Below are 15,288 nucleotides of genomic sequence, written 5' to 3'. Positions count from 1 at the left end.
GCCTCCTAGAACGGGATGTCCTCGTCGTACACGTCGATGACGGGCGGTTGCTGTGCGGCTTGGGGCGCCGCCTGCTGCTGGTACTGCTGCGGGGCCGGGGCGGGCGCCTGGGCGACCTGCTGCGAGCCGTAGCGCGGCGCCGGCGCGGCCTGCTGCGGGGCCGACTGCCTGTAGCCCTGCTGGTACTGCTGCGGGGCGTACGCGGGCTGCTGGTACCCCTGCGGCTGCGGTGCCTGCCTGGGTTGCGGCGGCCTGATTACGCCGATCTCGCGCACCTTGAGGTACGCCTTGGAGCGGTTCTGGCCGGTCTGCTTGTCCTGCCAGCTGTCGTACGCGAGGCTGCCCCACAGGAGCAGCAGGGCGCCCTCCACGATGTTTAGGGCCTTGTCGTCCTGCTGGCCGTTGTGCCAGTACTCGCAGTCGAAGAACTGGGGCGTGCTCTGCCGGGTCTCGCGGTTGTAGTTCGGGCTGTTGACGGTGAATCGCGTGACGAGCTGCCCGCTCTGCGTGGAGCGCGTCTCGATGTTCTTGGTCACGTACCCGTCGATGGTGAAGTCCCTCACAGGTATCCTCCTTGTGTGACGTTCCCGCTGTTCCACACGCGGGTGATCTGCGCGTCCACCATGCGGATGCGCAGCTTGTAGACGTTGATTGCCTCCTGGCTTGCCTTGTAGATGGCCTCCGAGCAGTCGCGCAGGCGCTTGAGCTCGGCGATGTCCTCGCGCCCCCTGCACAGGTCGCTCGTGATGGTCGCGGGGGTCCCCTTCTGCCGCTCTTCGAGGATGGCGAGGCGGAGGGCCTTGCGGTACTCCGCCTCGTTCTCCGCGTACTGGCAGCCGGACGTCCGGCATACCTCAAGCTCGGCCATGAGCAGGTCGGTGAGCTCGTCGAGCTGCCCGTACAGGTCCTGCATGGCCTATCCCTCTATCTCCCACGCGGGCGCGGGGCAGCACCCTGGGTTGGCGACGAACTCCTCGTACTGCTCGGGGGTCTCGAACTGGTAGCGCGTCCCGCAGCTGCGGCAGTGCGCGAGGAACGGGCCCTGCGGGGCCTGCCCGCGCCCCTTGGCGGGCGCGAGCTGGTCGGGGTCGCTCTCCCCGTCGATGGCGAAGATCCCGCACAGGGCGTACTTGCGCGCGTAGCTGGACGCCATGCCGGTCACCTGGGCGTCGTCGCTCCCGTTCTTGTGCTCGGCCTCACGGGCGTAGGCGGATGCGCTGAACGTCTCGCCGGCGCCGGGCTCGTCCGTGAGGAAGACGCTCACGGTCGCCTTGACGTAGTAGCGGTCGCCGACGTTCACGATCTCGTCGCTCATGAAGAAGCCGATGCCGGCGTCCTCGCACGGCTTCTTGAGGGCCGCCACGATGTCCTCGAAGCTGCGGTAGTTGAACCTGCCGAACTCGTTGTACTTGTCCTTCGGCACCATCACCGAACGCTGCACCTGGGCGATGGCCCCCAGGATGCCGCGAGGGGCCTCGGCCTCAGCCATTGGCGACCGCCCCCTCTCGCGCGGCCGCAGCCGCGACCACCTGGGCGCACTCCTTCATGTACGCCTCCTCAAGCGTGCCGGTGACGAACTTGCCCGTGACGCGCGGTCTCAGGCTCCCGCAGAACCGGCCGATCTGCTGCATCTGCTCGACGCTCGCCGCCTGGATGACCATGACGCACGGCACGTACCTGCCGCCGGGGACGGCGACCGGGGCCGCCGCCTGCGGGGCGGGCGCCGGATCTGGCGCAGGCATCGGCTCTGGCGCGGGCGCCGGCGAGGGGGCGGGCTCGGGCGCCGGCATGGGCTCGGGCGCCGTCTCCGGCTCGGTGTCGGGCGGCGTCTCGTCGCGCCCGTACTCGGCCATCTCGGCGCGCATGCCGGCGATGCGCTCGTCGGCCTCCTGCGCCTCGCGGGCTGCGTTGAGCGCCGCCCCCAGGTCGAGCGACGCGAAGAACTCGCGCTCCGCGACCTCATATCGGGGCAGGGCTTCCCGCTGCGCCTGCAGCGTCTCCCAGTCGGTGGCAACCTTGGCCACCTTCTCGTCAATGGCGGCCTTCGCCTTCATCTCGCCGAATGTCTTGTTCAGCCACTTCTCATCGTGGATGCGCTCGTAGGGGACGACGGGTGCGAGCATGCCGGCAAGGTCCTCGTAGTACTCCTTGAGGATGGCGTAGGCCCTGTCCTTCCGGCGCTCCTCGTCCTCGTCCAGCTGCTCCTTGATGTTGGCGCTCGCCTTCTTGACCTTCGCGGTGATGGCGTTGGCGCGGGCCTCGAAGTCATCGAGCGGGCGCATGTACTCGCGCTTCACCGCCTTGCGGCGCTCGTCTATCTCCTTGGCGATGCCGTTGAGGTACGTGCGGTCCCGCTTCGCCTGCTTGATCTCGTCGGGGCTCGTGAGGTCGTAGCGCGCCTCCGCGTACCCCTCGATCAGCTCCTCCACGCGCGCGTCGAGCGCGTCGAAGTTGGCGTCGATGGCGGCGGGGGTGAAGCTCACGGTCAGCCCCCTGCCCTCGATGACCTCGGCCTCGACCTCTATGGGCTTGTCAGCCTTACTGCTCATCGCTCTCCTCCTCGATGGTGATGCGGCACGCCGCCGCCGTCTTCTCCTCCGCGTCGTGCAGCCCGTAGCCGTCGGCAGCCATGGCGTCGAGCAGGTCGAGCGTGTCTCGGGCCGCGCTGCCGTACAGGTAGCTGCCGTCGCCGTGGCGGTGCGCGTTCCACACGCCGAACGCGGTGACGCCCTGCAGCGACTGGTATCCCAGCGCGACGGCGAGCGGGCACGGCGCCGACTCGACCTTCGCGCCGGACACCTCCTCGAAGCCGCCCACCTCTCGGCTCGTGAGCGCCTTGCAGGTCAGGAGGCGCGCGGTCTTGCGCATGGACGTCACGTCGCCGATGTGCGAGCCGATCCATGCGGCGCGGGCCCTGCGCGCGTCCTCGAAGGCGGCGTAGAAGTCCGAGCGTTCCTGCTCCTCGCGCTGCCTGCCCTCGTCAACCTCGGCGCCCGCTGCGGCGGGGGAGAGGAAGGTGAGGCCGTAGTCGCTAACGACGGCGATCTCTCCCTCGCACCCGGCCTCCAGGTGCCTGTCGAATGCGGCGCGGTTGTAGGCGCTGAACGTCTGCTTGGCGACGTAGCCCTCCGGCGTCCTCTCCGCGATGGTCACGCCTGCGGCCCTGGCGGCCTCCGTCATCTCGTCCATGGCCCGCCTGCGCTCTCGCTCGGCGCGCAGGCCCTCGTAGACGCGGGCCCACTCCTTCTGCGTGCAGTCGCGCAGCTTGGCCACGGCCTCCTCGTCGCCCTCGAACTCGGCGATGGCGGCGAGACGGTCGAGCGTCATGTCGTACGCCGCGTCGCTCACGACCCTCGCCCCGCGACGGGCGCGGCCCACCTTGCCGGCGTCGATGCGGGCGACGGCGGCCACCTCCTCGTCGGGGAGATCGAGCGCGAGCATCTGCTGCACGCCACGGCTCATCTCCTCGGCGGTGAGGGCGCGCTTGGCGTCCGTCTCCACCATGGCCTTGGCGGCCTCCTGCCGCGCGGTCTCGGCGTCGTCCAGGTCGTCGTACACGTCGGCGTAGAACTTCTTGGTGCCGATGAGCTTCATGGCCTCGTATCGGCACTCACCGTCGATGATCTGGTAGATGCCCCCGTCCCTGTAGAGGATGGGGCGGACGCGCGGCTGCCCGGGGTTGAGGCGGTTGTACCTGAACTGCTCGGCGAGCTGCGCGATGTACTCGCGGCACTCCTTGCTCTCGACGTCGCGCGGGTTCATGCGCACGTCGTTCTCCTCGTAGGGGTAGACGTCCTCGATGTTCACCAGCTCCATGGTCTGCATTAGCCCAGCACCTCCTTGAGGATGTCTACGACCGTGCCCCCCTTGGCGTCGATCGCGTGCATCATGACGGTCAGCTTGGCGATGTCGTCGACCTCGCGGCGCATGACCGCATAGTCCTCGGCGCTGCGCTCCCCGTGGATGATCTCGTCCGCCATGATGCGCGCGCCGGCCTGCACGCACGTGTGCGCCACGGCGATCAGGGCGTCCTTGGCGCCCTCGTCGGGGAACGCGCTATCGACGCGCCCGATGGCCTTCTCGATGTCCTTGACCGTCAGCGCCTTGACGCTGATGGTCAGCCGCTGCTTCTTCTTGCCCTTCCGGTCGAACATGTCTCCTCCTGTCGTTCTCGTTGACCTTCTTCTGGATGCGCTCCTTGCGCTTCTGGGCCGCCTTGACTCGGCGCCTGAGGTAGGTCGTCGCCCACTGCTCCATGGCGGCGTCGTAGTCCTCGGAGGCCTTGGCGCGCTCGTAGCTGTTGAGGCCGTCCGTCGGCCTCGGCTGGGGCATGGGGTCGGCCCTCGACTCCCGCTCGGCCTCCGTCTGCTCGTAGACGGCGCGCTGCTCGGGGGTGAGCCCCCTCATGAGCTCGGAGATGCGCCACTCGATGTCGGCGAGCTGCCTCTTGAGCCGGCACGGCTCGCAGACGCCCTCCTTGCCGAGGGTGGCGCGCCTGCACCCGCACACGGGGCAGGTCTCAAGTCGCGGCTCGTAGTAGCGGGTCGTGACGTTCACGCCCATGCGACGCAGCGTGCGCACCGCGTACGCGAGCTGGTTGCTCGACAGCTTCAGGAGCCTGCGCAGCTCCCGCTCGGGCATCGTCCCCGCGAGCTCCGCGACCCTCTTGAGGTCGCCGGTCGTCCATGTCCTCCCCGCCTTCACGCCCCTCGCACCTCCACCTCGATGCGGGGCCGCTGCCTGTCGTAGGCGAAGCGGTCGGCGAGCCCCGCGATGTACTGGGGCGTGTCGTCGTGGATGACGCCGGCGCGCACGAGGCCGTCGAGGATGAACTTCTTGGCGAACGCCACGTTGTCCATGTCCCGGCGGCGGTTCTCCTCGACCCACGTGAAGACGATCTCCACGCGCCCGCTGAACCTGGGCATGCGTTGCTCCACCGCGGCGATGCCCGCCCGCTCGGTCTGCTCCTTCTTCATCTTCGACGCGGCGAAGCGGTTGGCGCGTTCCGCCCGTACGTAGTCGTTGAGGCCGGGCATCCTGCCCGGTATGACCATGAGCGCCCTCATTCTGCGCCCCGCTGGATGTCGTAGATGCGGCGCGCCTCTTCCAGCGAGCCGGCCACGAACTCGTCCTCGCCCACGATGTCGCGCCAGAACTCCACGAGCGGCACCCGGTCGATGGGCGTCTCGCGGAAGCTGATGGCAGAGAGCAGCATCGGCCGCTCCATGACCATGTAGCGCGTGAGCACGCTCCACAGGTTGTGGTCGCGCCTGAACTCGCTCGCGAGCCTCACGTCCATGCCGTAGCGGCGCGCCAGCTCGTAGACGTTGCCGCGCTGGATCAGGTCGCCCTCCTCCATGAGGTAGCCGCAGAAGTCCTTGAGCTTGCGCCATTTCTCGGGATGCAGGCGCACCCAGTGGCACGCCTTCGCGACCATCTGGCGGGCGCGCTCTACGCCGGCCATGTCGATCCCTCGATGAGGCCGGTGATGACGATACAGGCGGTGATGAGCAGGAGGCCGAGACACCCCTGCAGGTTCTCGCGCTGATCGTCTGTTAACATGGGGATGGTTCTGTAGTGAACCGTGACGGGGCGCGTCTCGCGTTTGCCGACCCGGACGCGTCCCCTCTTTTCCTTGATGACTTCCATTCCAGAAACTTCCTCTCGTTCTCGGGGCACTTGTAGAACTCGGCCATGGCCGTGCGGATCGCGCGGCACATGGCGCGCTGCGCCGGGGTCACTAGTCCTCGGCGGGCTCGACGGAGATGGAGCCGTCCTCCACCTTGTAGGTGACACCCATGACCTCGAAGAGGCAGTGGCGCGAGGGGTCGGTCTCGTCCATCTCGATCGGGTTGACCAGGTACTCGCGGAAGCCGAACTGCTTGTACGCGAGCTTCTTCACGCGCTCGATGTCCTCCGTCGCCGAACGCAGGTCCTTGGTCTTGCTTGCCATCTGTGGCTCCTTTCGACATTTAGAAAAACTAAATCAACTGGGCAAAAAAAGAGAGAGAACGGCATCCGCCAGAATCTTCCGCGAGTTCTCGCCCATGCCTTCGGCAAGGAGCTTGAGTTCTTTAACGCGGAACTCTCCGGGGCGCTTCTCTCGTGTGCGGTATGCGTCAACAGAGATACCGCAGATAGATGCAGCCTTTGCCTGGGTCAGGCCAGACCCGGTTCGGGCTGCAGCGAACAGGTTATCCTCTGCCATCGAATCACCTCCTTCGGCGATTTCGATAATAGCGGAACATTTAGCAAAACTCAATAACTGATTTAGGAAAAAGTGGATTTGATTCGGTATTATTAAAGTCAGCAGCAGATAGGAGCAGTTATGGGACTACCGGAAAATATAGATGCGCTGCTCGTCAAACATGACCTGACACAAGAGGCGCTTGCGCGTATTGCTGGCGTTACGCCCGGTTCTGTTACTGGGTGGCGCAAGGGTGCGCGGCCTCGGCATGATGCGATTAGCAACATCTGCGAGTACTTCAACATTTCTGAGGACGACCTCCTGTCCGACAGATATGGGCTCGCGGCGAAGGAACACGGTCGGTTCGATAGTGTTTCCCTTCCCGCTGGTGCCATTCCCGTCTATTCCTCGGGCGAGGCGACCGTGCCGCTGCTCACCCTGGGCCGCGTCCATGCGGGCGCGCTCACGGACGAGGAGGAGGCGGAGCACCGCGTCGAGGTGCCCGCATCCGTGTGCTCGCGCCACCCGCGCGCCTTCGCGCTCGTGGTCGAGGGCAACTGCATGGACCGCGTGATACCAGAGGGCGCGCACGTGCTCGTCGACCCCGACCGCGAGCCTTCCAACGGCTCCATCGCAGTGGTCGAAACCGAGGCGTACCAGGCGGTCATGCGCAGGTGGTATCGCGGCAGCAGCACACTCATGCTTACGGCGGACAGCCACGAGGAGCAGGAAGACCTCGTGTTCAGCATGGAAGACGGCCCGGTGCGCGTGATCGGCACCGTGGTCTGGTGGCAGGCACCCGAGGAGATGGAGTAGCCATGGGACTACTCGATTTTTTCAAGAAGAAGCCGAAGACGCAGGAACCGAAGGTATCCATCAAGGTGATTTATCGCGATGCCGATGGCAACGAGATAGACACGGACAGCGAGGAGTTCAGGCGTGAGCAGGAGGAGTGGGAGCGCCTTGAACGCGAGCGCAAGCAGAAGCAGGATCAGCAGCAGGCGGAGAATCGCCTGTTCCTCTCCGAGGCAGGGGTAAACATCGAGTCGTTCACCCCCGAACGCGTCATATCCGACGCTATCGCGCTTATCGGTTCAGTTTGTCCGCCTATGCAGGCGTACCACTGCGACCTGCGCAAGTCGGAGCCGAACATCGTGTTCTCTTCGCCAACGAAGACCGGCAAGGTGCCGAAGAACGTGGTCGTGGCCCACATGTCCCACGACGAGGTGATCGAGAGGCCGTCCGGCATCGAAGGTTTCCCACATCTGGAACACGGGGACAGTCTCATTGTGCATCTGCACTACCTGTCGGACGGCAGTATAAACATGGCCGACATCTACGGGTGGCATGCCCACTTCGGCCAGGGCGTCATCATCCGTCGGTTCGGAGACGAGCACAGAATCGTAGAGGTGAAGCGCGCGGCACCGAAGAGCGAGGGAGTCTGGACCTCTCTATACAAGAACCCGAAGCCCGACTCCAACGACATCGGATTGGAGCAGTTGGAGAAAAGCGTGCGGCATATATTCGGAAGTTAGAGAGAAAGCCCCGCGCATAAGGGCGGCAACCCTGCGCGAGGCTCCTGAAAAGTACCAACCCGACGAGCGGGAGGTGGGAACATTATATGGCAAGCGCGGTGATTTACGCGCGATACTCCTCGTCCGGGCAGCGCGAGGAGTCAATAGAGGACCAGGTTCGCGTCTGCACTGAGGAGGCGCGCCGCAACGGCGATCGCATCGTGCGCGTGTACGCCGACAGGGCTACCTCCGGCACCACGACGAATCACCGCGCCGCGTTCGCGGAGATGGTTGCGGACAGCGCGCGCGGGTGGTTCGAGAAGGTCTACGTCTACAAGACCGACCGCTTCGCCCGCAACAGGTACGACAGCGCGATCTACAAGACGAAGCTCAAGCGCAACGGCGTGCGCGTGGTCTCGGCTACGGAGCGCATAGAGGACGGTCCGGACGGCATCCTGTTGGAGGCCGTTCTTGAGGGCATGGCGGAGTACTACTCCGCGAACCTAGCGGAGAATGTGAAGCGCGGGCTGCACGGCAACGCCCTCAAGTGCAAGCACAATGGCGTGGGGGTATACGGCCTCGACCTCGGCGGCGATGGCTTCTACCACGTCAACGAGGAGCAGGCGCGCGTGGTGCGCACCATGTTCGAGATGTACGACGCCGGCAGCGGCTTCCCCGAGATAATGGATGCCTTGAGGCCGTGGCGCACGCTCACGGGCAAGCCGTTCGACATGCGCGCGATCTCGAAGATGCTGCGCAACGAGAAGTACGCGGGCGTCTACGAGTACGGCGGCACGCGGGTCGAGGACGGCGTGCCCGCCATCGTGGACCGCGAGCTGTTCGACCGCGTGCAGCGCAGGCTTGCGCTGCGTACGAGGAAGAGGAGGGGCACCGTGGAGTACCTGCTTTCCGGAAAGCTGTTCGACGTGGACGGAAACCGCTACCAGAGCAGCAGCGGGCACGGCAAGAGCGGCCGGAAGTACACGTACTACCGATGCCCCGCCACGGGACACATCGTGCCGCAGGAGAAGTTGGAGCGCGCGGTCGCCGAGGAGGTGCGCGCGTTCCTCGAATCCGATCACGTGGCGGGCATCATCGCCGATCTCGTGCTGGAGGAGCAGGAGGCCGCGCTGTCCGACGACCTCGACGCCATGGACGCGCTGCGCAAGCGTCTCGCGGACAACGAGCGCGAGCAGGCGCGCATGGTGGATCTCGCCGCGAAGACGGGCGCGACAGACGCGGTTGCCGCGAAGCTGGACGAGCTGGTGGCGGAGCGCGAGGCGGTCGCCGACGAGCTTGCGGAGCTTGAGAAGGGCACGCCTGTGTTCGACCGCGACCACGTTGAGTTCTGGGTCCACGAGGTGGTCGGCAAGAGGGACCCGCTTGAGGTCATCGCGCTGTTCGTGCGGCGCGTGGTGCTCGACCGCGAGGGCGAGCGGTTCCATGTCGAGTTCATAATCGACGGCGGCAGGGGAGATGATGGCGGAGATAGCACGAACCCCCGCCCGGACGCGCCGGATGGGGGTTCGTGTAAGTCGCGACTGGCGGAGGAGGAGGGATTCGAACCCTCGGAACGGGGGTTACCCGCTCGACGGTTTTCAAGACCGCTGCAATCAACCGCTCTGCCACTCCTCCGCGTGCGCAGGCACTAGTATCCTACCCCATGTGGGGACCACGGAGACCCGGGAGGTCAAATGAGCGGGGCCGAGAAGAACGACGAGGCATACATGCGCCTGGCGCTCGAGGAGGCTGCGACGGCCGGCGCCGAGGGCGAGGTGCCCATCGGCGCGGTGGTCGTCTGCGACGGCGAGGTCGTGGCCCGCGCCCACAACAGCCGGGAGACCGACGCGGACCCCTCGGCGCACGCCGAGTTCTCGGCGATGGTCGCCGCGGCGCGCGAGCTGGGGCGCTGGAGGCTCACGGGCTGCACGGTCTACGTGACGCTCGAGCCGTGCCTCATGTGCGCCGGGCTCATGGTGAACGCGCGGGTGGACCGCTGCGTCTACGGTGCGGCCGACCCCAAGGGCGGCGCGCTCGGCACGCTCTTCGACGTGAGCCACGACCCGAGGCTCAACCACGCCTTCGAGGTGACGCCCGGCGTGCTCGCGGACGAGTCTGCCGAGCTGCTGCGCGGCTTCTTCAGGGAGCGCCGCGCGGCGCGCCGTTCTTCTCGCCAGACGTCCTGACGCCGCTACGCCAGGACGAGCGACCCCACGAACACGAGGACCGCCATGGCCGCGGCGAACGCAAACGCGTACTTGGCGATCTTGCCGAGGATCTCGCCGTCCTTGCCGACCAGACCGCACGCGGCGCAGCCGATGGCGATGTTCTGCGGGCTGAGCATCTTGCCCGCGCTCACGCCGAGCGAGTTGGCCGCCACGAGCCAGGTCTCGTTGACGCCGATGGACTGGGCCGCCTGGAGCTGGACGTTGCCAAAGAGCACCTCGCTCGAGGTGCCCGAGCCGGTGACGAAGGTGCCGAGCGCGCCGAGCAGCGGGGCGACGAGCGGGTAGAGGCTGCCGAGGGCCGCCACGAAGAACGCGGCGATGCTCGCGATCATCCCGGAGTAGCCCATGATCTTGGCGCACGCCAGGACGCCGAGCATGGTCACGACGGTCTTGCTCATCTGCTTGCAGGTGGCGCCGAGCACGCCGAGCATCTCGCGCGGCGGGCAGTGCTGGATGAGGCCGCCGACGATGCCGCAGGCAAAGATCAGGACGCCGGGGGTGTTGATCCACGAGAAGGTCAGCGTGGCCGTGGGGTCGCCGGCGTAGATGTTGACCGTGCTCTTGATCGCCGAGAGCGGCCCGTTGATGAAGGGCACGAGCTTGCTGGTGGCGAGAAGAACCACGAAGATGAGGGCGAACGGGGACCACGCGCGGATCTTGTCGGCCACGGACTCGGCCGGGGCGTCGTCACCCTCGGCGACGTCGAGGCGGTACTCCTCCGGGACCTCGGCGCCGTTCTTGTGCATGTGCAGCGCGTAGGCGAAGGTGAGCACGAGCGAGACGACGGAGGCCACCACGTCGGGGAGGTCGCCGCCGATGAAGTGGGCGGCCGCGACGAGGCTGACGGCGAAGGAGACGCCGGAGACGAGCGCGATGGGCAGCGTGCCCTTGAGCGCCTTGCGGCCGTGGCCGACGAGGGCGACCATGAGGATCGGGCAGGCGACCACGAACGGGAAGACCTGGAGGGCCTGGACGGTGGAGAGCTGCACCACGTCGATGCCGGTGATGGAGGCGAGCGTGGTGGTGGGGATGCCGATGGAGCCGAACATCGTGGGGACGCCGTTGGCGATGAGGCAGGCGAGGATCGAGGTCACGGGGCTGATCCCGAGCGCCATGAGCATGCTCGCGGGGATGGCGACGGCGGTGCCGAAGCCGGCCATGCCCTCGAGGAAGCCGCCGAAGCACCAGCCGATGAGCAGCGTGAGGACGCGGCGGTCGGCGGAGACGGAGCAGAGCATGCGCTTGATCGTCTCCATGGCCCCGGTGTGGACGGTGAGGTTGTAGGTGAACACGGCGGCGATGATGACGATGACGATGGGCCAGAGGGCCATGGCAAAGCCCTCGAGCGCCGCGGTCGCCATGTTGACGGGCGACATCTGCCAGCCGAGCGCCGCGCACGCGGCGGCGACGACGAGCGCGCCGAGGCTGGCGACGTAGGCCTCCATGTGCAGGCCGCAGAGCGCGATGACCAGCCAGATGATGGGAAGCAGGGCGAAGACGAACATACCAAAGAGCTCGAGCATAGTGACTCCCGTGGGTCGTGCCAGACAATCAAGCAGCTAATTTAGCACTTGAGCGGGCGTCGGGGAGCGGGGGAGCGCTCGTGGCCGGGGGCTACACCACCTGGAAGATGAAAAAGTCCAGGTAGTGGCTCTCGGGGAAGCCCCACAGGATGGGGTGGTCCGGGGCCTGCTGGCGCTCCTCGACCTGCTTGAGCTGCACGTTGGCCTGGTGCGCGGCCTCGGCGACCGCCTTGGCGAGAAGGTCGCGCGTCATGAAGTGGGAGCAGCTGCACGTGGCGAGGTAGCCGCCGCGCGGCAGCAGGCGCAGGGCCTCGTAGTTGATCTCGCGGTAGCCGCGCGCGGCGTGGGAGACCGTCCCGCGGCTCTTGGTGAAGGCCGGCGGGTCCAGGACAACGAGGTCGAACGGGCCGCCCTCCTCGCGCAGGCGCGCGCGGTCGCGCGCGAGCTCGGGCAGGTAGTCGAGGACGTTTGCGCAGGTGAAGGCCATGCGGTCGTCGAGGCCGTTCAGGCGGGCGTTCTCGCCGGCGAGGTCGATGGCGGTCTGGCTCACGTCCACGCAGCGCACGAGCTCGGCGCCTCCCGCCGCCGCGTTGAGTCCGAAGGGGCCCACGTGGCAGAAGCAGTCGAGCACGCGCCGCCCGGCCGCGAGCTCGCGCACGGCGCGGCGGTTGTACTTCTGGTCGAGGAAGAAGCCGGTCTTCTGGCTGTTCTCGACGTCGAGGTCGAAGGAGAGGCCGTTCTCGCGCACGAGCACGCGCGGGGAGTCCGGCGCGGGCAGGCCGTCCCACCAGCCCTTGGCGAGCGGCAGCCCCTCCTTGGCGCGGGCGGGGGAGTCGTTGCGCTCGAAGACCGCGTCGATCTTCTCGCCGTCCGCGGCCAGGGCGTCCAGGACCGCGCGGTAGACGACCGGGCGCAGCCGGTCCATGCCCACGGTCCCGACTTGCGTGACCAACACGTTCTCGTAGCGGTCGACGACGAGCCCTGGGAAGCCGTCGGCCTCGGAGAAGACCACGCGGCAGGCGTTGGTGTCTGGCGGGCAGCCCGGGAGGGCGCGGGCGCCCATCGTGGCGCGCCGGTGCTGCCAGGCCCACTGCGCGCGACGGCGCCAGAACGCCTCGTCAACGCGGTCGTTGGCGTTGCGGGTGACGATGCGCACGCGAATCTTGCTCTGCTCGGAGAGGAGGCCGGCGCCCTGCCAGGTGCCGTTCTCCTCGAAGACGTCCACCACGTCGCCGTTTGCGGCGGCGCGCCCGTCCTCGGGCGACGGCTCCAGGCGCAGGACCTCGCCCTCGAAGACCCAGGGGTGCCCGGAGGCGAGCGCGCGGGCGGCCTTGCGCGTGACGACTGCGCGCGGATACGGGCGGGTCTGCTTCATGGCTCTCCTCCTGGGAGCGTGACAATTGGGACGGGGTAAATTGTCGCGCTAGTAGTGTCGTCCGTAGCGACCGCCGGCAATGCCACGCCCGCGGCTGCGCGAGCCGGAGAACATGGTGCGCGTGGAGCGCTTGGTGGCGCGCCCGGCCTGCGGGATGATGCGGCCGGCGTCGTAGGAGAAGCCGGGCAGGTCCCACACGGGGACGAGCTTCTTGGTGAAGTACTCGATCTCGCGAAGCGGGCTGATCTCGTCGGGCGCAACGAAGGTGTAGGCGTGGCCGGTTGCCCCGGCGCGGCCGGTGCGGCCGATGCGGTGCACGTAGTCCTCGGGGTCCATGGGGACGTCGAAGTTGACCACCGCGTCGATGCCGGAGACGTCGATGCCGCGGCTCATCACGTCGGTCGCTACGAGAACCTGCACCTTTCCGTCGCGGAAGCGCTCGAGCGCGCGGGCACGCGCCTGCTGCGGGCGGTCGGCGTGCATGACGTCCACCTTCACCCCGGCGTTCTTGAGCGTCTTGGAGACGTCGTCCACGCGGTGCTTGGTGCGGCAGAACACGAGCACGCGCTCGGGCTTCTCGCCGGCAGCGCCGCCGGTGTCGAGGAGGGCGCGCAGAAGCTCGGTCTTCTGGCCCTGGGTGACGGGGCAGAGGTGCTCCTCAACGGTGTCGGCCGTCTCGCCCACGCGCGAGATCTCCACGGTCACGGGGTCCGTGAGCAGGGCGTCGATGGTCGACTTGATCGACGGCGGGATGGTCGCTGAAAAGAGGAGCGTCTGGTGGACCTTGGGCAGCGCGTGCATGATGCGCCGGACGCTCGGCCAGAAGCCCATGTCGAGCATGCGGTCCGCCTCGTCCAGCACGAGCACCTTGACCTGCGCGAGGCTCACGTGCTTGTGCTCCATGAGGTCGATGAGGCGGCCCGGGGTGGCCACGAGCAGGTCGCAGCCACGCTCGAGGTCCTTGATCTGGCGGTCGAACTTGGCGCCGCCCATGACGATGACCGCGCGCTGGCCGGTCTTCTCGCAGACCACGCTCACGACCTTCTCGATCTGCGCCGCGAGCTCGCGGGTGGGGGTGACGACGAGGGCGTGCGGGCCCTTGCCCTTCTCGCCTGCGACGAGCTGCAGCGTGGGCAGCGCGAAGGCGGCCGTCTTGCCCGTGCCCGTCTGCGCGGAGGCCACGATGTCGTGCCCCTCGAGCACGACGGGGATGGCCTGCGCCTGGACGGGGGTCGGCGCGGTGAAGCCGAGGGATTCCACCCCGGCGAGAATCTGCTCGTTAAGCCCGAGCTCGGCAAATGTAGTAGTCATGGTTGCAAGTATGGAGCAAAACCGCGGCGGCTGCACGCGAGAAGGCGTGTGAGGCGCGCGTTTGCGGCGCTCAGGCCGGGCGGGAGGGGGCCGCGAGCCCTCTCCGGCTCCGGGGAGGCCGCCAAGGCCGTATACTAGGCGAGGTAAAGTGCAGAAACGGAGACGTGACATGCCCATCAACATTCCCGACGGCCTGCCCGCCAAGACCATCCTCCAGCAGGAGCGCATCTTCGCCCTCGAGGAGGAGGTGGCCAGCCATCAGGAGATTCGCCCGCTGCGCGTGGCAATCCTGAACCTCATGCCCACCAAGATCGAGACCGAGACGCAGATCCTCCGCCTCATCTCCAAGTCTCCGCTGCAGGTGAGCTGCGACTTCATGCGCGTCTCCACGCACGAGTCCACGCACGTCTCCAAGGACCACCTCGTCAAGTTCTACGACACCTTCGACGCCTTCCGCGACAAGAACTACGACGGCCTCATCATCACGGGCGCGCCCGTCGAGCACCTCGAGTACGAGGACGTCGACTACTGGGACGAGTTCTGCGAGATCGTGGACTGGAGCCAGGAGCACGTCTTCTCCACGATGTACCTGTGCTGGGGCGCGCTCGGCGCGCTTTGGCACCTCTACGGCATCCCCAAGCGTCAGCTTGGCGCCAAGCTCTTCGGCGTGTTCAAGCAGCGCCTCTGCGACGAGTACAGCTTCCTCACCAACGGCTTCGACGAGGTCCACTACATGCCGCACAGCCGCCATGCCGCGATCGACACCGGCGAGCTGGCCAACCACCCGGAGCTCTGCGTGCTGTCGGAGGGCTTCACGAGCGGGCCCTCGCTGCTTGCCACGCGCGACTTCCACGAGGTCTACGTGACCGGGCACTTTGAGTACGGTCGCGACACCTTGGCCGACGAGTTCTGGCGCGACTTCCACAAGGGCCTGCCCATCCGCGTGCCCGAGAACTACTTCCCGGACGACGACCCCGAGCAGCAGCCGCTCTTCACCTGGCGTGCCCACGCCAACCTGCTCTACCGCAACTGGCTCAACTGGGTCTATCAGATGACGCCCTACGACGTGGAAGAGATCCCCGCCGCGGTGGCCGAGCTGCGCGCCCGCGCGACCGCCGCCACCGGTCACGTGGACAAGTTCTAGGCGAGA

Annotated in this window: 19 protein-coding genes, 1 tRNA gene and 2 pseudogenes; 6 read left to right on the top strand and 16 right to left on the bottom strand. The window is 67.2% G+C overall.

Going from position 1 to position 15,288, the window contains the following annotated elements:
- Positions 1-5: 5 nt before the first annotated feature.
- The 12 genes from ssb to B5F23_RS09615 all read right to left on the bottom strand — a co-directional run bounded on the left by ssb (position 6) and on the right by B5F23_RS09615 (position 6,208).
- On the bottom strand, positions 6-563 hold the full coding sequence (gene ssb / locus B5F23_RS08285; RefSeq protein ID WP_158096148.1) for a single-stranded DNA-binding protein: 558 nt from the start codon (positions 561-563) through the stop codon (positions 6-8).
- Positions 560-913 (bottom strand): hypothetical protein, encoded by a 354-nt coding sequence (locus B5F23_RS09760; RefSeq protein WP_158096147.1) that lies wholly within the window; start codon positions 911-913, stop codon positions 560-562. Before B5F23_RS09760 ends, ssb begins: the two co-directional genes overlap by 4 nt.
- Before the next feature lie 3 nt (positions 914-916).
- Positions 917-1,489, bottom strand: a complete 573-nt coding sequence (locus tag B5F23_RS08280) for an ERF family protein (protein WP_087353601.1) — start codon at positions 1,487-1,489, stop codon at positions 917-919.
- Positions 1,482-2,549, bottom strand: a complete 1,068-nt coding sequence (locus B5F23_RS08275; RefSeq protein WP_087353597.1) for a DUF1351 domain-containing protein — start codon at positions 2,547-2,549, stop codon at positions 1,482-1,484. Before B5F23_RS08275 ends, B5F23_RS08280 begins: the two co-directional genes overlap by 8 nt.
- The gene (locus tag B5F23_RS08270) at positions 2,539-3,825 is read right to left on the bottom strand and encodes a ParB N-terminal domain-containing protein (RefSeq protein WP_087353595.1); all 1,287 of its coding nucleotides are present in this window, start codon (positions 3,823-3,825) and stop codon (positions 2,539-2,541) included. Before B5F23_RS08270 ends, B5F23_RS08275 begins: the two co-directional genes overlap by 11 nt.
- Positions 3,825-4,154, bottom strand: a complete 330-nt coding sequence (locus tag B5F23_RS09620; protein ID WP_143786393.1) for a hypothetical protein — start codon at positions 4,152-4,154, stop codon at positions 3,825-3,827. Before B5F23_RS09620 ends, B5F23_RS08270 begins: the two co-directional genes overlap by 1 nt.
- Positions 4,057-4,704, bottom strand: a complete 648-nt coding sequence (locus B5F23_RS08260) for a hypothetical protein (protein WP_087353591.1) — start codon at positions 4,702-4,704, stop codon at positions 4,057-4,059. Before B5F23_RS08260 ends, B5F23_RS09620 begins: the two co-directional genes overlap by 98 nt.
- Positions 4,701-5,054, bottom strand: a complete 354-nt coding sequence (locus B5F23_RS09755; RefSeq protein ID WP_158096146.1) for a RusA family crossover junction endodeoxyribonuclease — start codon at positions 5,052-5,054, stop codon at positions 4,701-4,703. The genes B5F23_RS08260 and B5F23_RS09755 overlap by 4 nt, the downstream gene beginning before the upstream one ends.
- 8 nt (positions 5,055-5,062) lie before the next feature.
- Positions 5,063-5,464, bottom strand: coding sequence for a hypothetical protein (locus B5F23_RS09750; protein WP_158096145.1), 402 nt, complete (start codon positions 5,462-5,464; stop codon positions 5,063-5,065).
- Complete coding sequence (locus tag B5F23_RS08250; protein ID WP_087353587.1) at positions 5,452-5,649, bottom strand: hypothetical protein; 198 nt, start codon at positions 5,647-5,649, stop codon at positions 5,452-5,454. Before B5F23_RS08250 ends, B5F23_RS09750 begins: the two co-directional genes overlap by 13 nt.
- A 91-nt stretch (positions 5,650-5,740) precedes the next feature.
- Positions 5,741-5,953 carry a hypothetical protein gene (locus B5F23_RS08245; protein ID WP_087353585.1) on the bottom strand — a complete coding sequence of 71 codons (213 nt, stop codon included), beginning with the start codon at positions 5,951-5,953 and terminating at the stop codon, positions 5,741-5,743.
- A gap of 33 nt (positions 5,954-5,986) precedes the next feature.
- Positions 5,987-6,208 carry a hypothetical protein gene (locus tag B5F23_RS09615; RefSeq protein WP_143786391.1) on the bottom strand — a complete coding sequence of 74 codons (222 nt, stop codon included), beginning with the start codon at positions 6,206-6,208 and terminating at the stop codon, positions 5,987-5,989.
- Positions 6,209-6,328: 120 nt separating this feature from the next.
- On the opposite strand from B5F23_RS09615, the pseudogene B5F23_RS10100 reads away from it, so the two are divergent.
- The 4 genes and pseudogenes from B5F23_RS10100 to B5F23_RS10095 all read left to right on the top strand — a co-directional run.
- Positions 6,329-6,502, top strand: a pseudogene (locus tag B5F23_RS10100) (helix-turn-helix domain-containing protein); the annotation flags it as partial.
- A gap of 108 nt (positions 6,503-6,610) precedes the next feature.
- On the top strand, positions 6,611-7,003 hold the full coding sequence (locus B5F23_RS10000; protein WP_241145837.1) for a LexA family protein: 393 nt from the start codon (positions 6,611-6,613) through the stop codon (positions 7,001-7,003).
- 2 nt (positions 7,004-7,005) lie between these two features.
- Positions 7,006-7,722, top strand: coding sequence for a hypothetical protein (locus B5F23_RS08235; protein ID WP_087353581.1), 717 nt, complete (start codon positions 7,006-7,008; stop codon positions 7,720-7,722).
- An 86-nt stretch (positions 7,723-7,808) separates the two neighbouring features.
- A pseudogene (locus B5F23_RS10095) lies at positions 7,809-8,507 on the top strand (recombinase family protein); the annotation flags it as partial.
- A gap of 736 nt (positions 8,508-9,243) precedes the next feature.
- Here the strand turns inward: B5F23_RS10095 and B5F23_RS08220 are convergent.
- A tRNA-Ser gene (locus B5F23_RS08220) sits at positions 9,244-9,336 on the bottom strand.
- A gap of 59 nt (positions 9,337-9,395) precedes the next feature.
- Here B5F23_RS08220 and tadA point away from each other — a divergent pair.
- Positions 9,396-9,887, top strand: a complete 492-nt coding sequence (gene tadA, locus B5F23_RS08215) for a tRNA adenosine(34) deaminase TadA (protein WP_087353576.1) — start codon at positions 9,396-9,398, stop codon at positions 9,885-9,887.
- 5 nt (positions 9,888-9,892) lie between these two features.
- Here tadA and B5F23_RS08210 read toward each other — a convergent pair whose 3' ends face one another.
- From B5F23_RS08210 to B5F23_RS08200, 3 genes are all read right to left on the bottom strand, one after another.
- Positions 9,893-11,452, bottom strand: a complete 1,560-nt coding sequence (locus B5F23_RS08210) for an L-lactate permease (RefSeq protein ID WP_087353574.1) — start codon at positions 11,450-11,452, stop codon at positions 9,893-9,895.
- 91 nt (positions 11,453-11,543) lie between these two features.
- Positions 11,544-12,827 carry a class I SAM-dependent rRNA methyltransferase gene (locus tag B5F23_RS08205; protein ID WP_087353572.1) on the bottom strand — a complete coding sequence of 428 codons (1,284 nt, stop codon included), beginning with the start codon at positions 12,825-12,827 and terminating at the stop codon, positions 11,544-11,546.
- A 48-nt stretch (positions 12,828-12,875) separates the two neighbouring features.
- Complete coding sequence (locus B5F23_RS08200; protein WP_087353570.1) at positions 12,876-14,138, bottom strand: DEAD/DEAH box helicase; 1,263 nt, start codon at positions 14,136-14,138, stop codon at positions 12,876-12,878.
- Between the two features lie 169 nt (positions 14,139-14,307).
- Between B5F23_RS08200 and B5F23_RS08195 the strand changes: the two genes are divergently transcribed.
- The gene (locus B5F23_RS08195) at positions 14,308-15,282 is read left to right on the top strand and encodes a homoserine O-succinyltransferase (protein ID WP_087353568.1); all 975 of its coding nucleotides are present in this window, start codon (positions 14,308-14,310) and stop codon (positions 15,280-15,282) included.
- Positions 15,283-15,288 lie beyond the last annotated feature (6 nt).

Origin of the sequence: Olsenella sp. An188 (assembly GCF_002160255.1) — a bacterium.
Lineage (GTDB): Bacteria > Actinomycetota > Coriobacteriia > Coriobacteriales > Atopobiaceae > Thermophilibacter > Thermophilibacter avistercoris.
The sequence above is the reverse complement of the archived record's forward strand: the minus strand, read 5'-3'. Positions and strand labels throughout refer to the sequence as shown.

Coding starts and splice junctions, on each gene's coding strand:
- B5F23_RS09760 (WP_158096147.1), bottom strand. CDS start 913: ATGCAGGACCTGTACGGGCAGCTCGACGAGCTCACCGACCTGCTCATG.
- B5F23_RS08280 (WP_087353601.1), bottom strand. CDS start 1,489: ATGGCTGAGGCCGAGGCCCCTCGCGGCATCCTGGGGGCCATCGCCCAG.
- B5F23_RS08275 (WP_087353597.1), bottom strand. CDS start 2,549: ATGAGCAGTAAGGCTGACAAGCCCATAGAGGTCGAGGCCGAGGTCATC.
- B5F23_RS08270 (WP_087353595.1), bottom strand. CDS start 3,825: ATGCAGACCATGGAGCTGGTGAACATCGAGGACGTCTACCCCTACGAG.
- B5F23_RS09620 (WP_143786393.1), bottom strand. CDS start 4,154: ATGTTCGACCGGAAGGGCAAGAAGAAGCAGCGGCTGACCATCAGCGTC.
- B5F23_RS09755 (WP_158096146.1), bottom strand. CDS start 5,054: ATGGTCATACCGGGCAGGATGCCCGGCCTCAACGACTACGTACGGGCG.
- B5F23_RS09750 (WP_158096145.1), bottom strand. CDS start 5,464: ATGGCCGGCGTAGAGCGCGCCCGCCAGATGGTCGCGAAGGCGTGCCAC.
- B5F23_RS08250 (WP_087353587.1), bottom strand. CDS start 5,649: ATGGAAGTCATCAAGGAAAAGAGGGGACGCGTCCGGGTCGGCAAACGC.
- B5F23_RS08245 (WP_087353585.1), bottom strand. CDS start 5,953: ATGGCAAGCAAGACCAAGGACCTGCGTTCGGCGACGGAGGACATCGAG.
- B5F23_RS09615 (WP_143786391.1), bottom strand. CDS start 6,208: ATGGCAGAGGATAACCTGTTCGCTGCAGCCCGAACCGGGTCTGGCCTG.
- B5F23_RS08235 (WP_087353581.1), top strand. CDS start 7,006: ATGGGACTACTCGATTTTTTCAAGAAGAAGCCGAAGACGCAGGAACCG.
- tadA (WP_087353576.1), top strand. CDS start 9,396: ATGAGCGGGGCCGAGAAGAACGACGAGGCATACATGCGCCTGGCGCTC.
- B5F23_RS08210 (WP_087353574.1), bottom strand. CDS start 11,452: ATGCTCGAGCTCTTTGGTATGTTCGTCTTCGCCCTGCTTCCCATCATC.
- B5F23_RS08205 (WP_087353572.1), bottom strand. CDS start 12,827: ATGAAGCAGACCCGCCCGTATCCGCGCGCAGTCGTCACGCGCAAGGCC.
- B5F23_RS08200 (WP_087353570.1), bottom strand. CDS start 14,138: ATGACTACTACATTTGCCGAGCTCGGGCTTAACGAGCAGATTCTCGCC.
- B5F23_RS08195 (WP_087353568.1), top strand. CDS start 14,308: ATGCCCATCAACATTCCCGACGGCCTGCCCGCCAAGACCATCCTCCAG.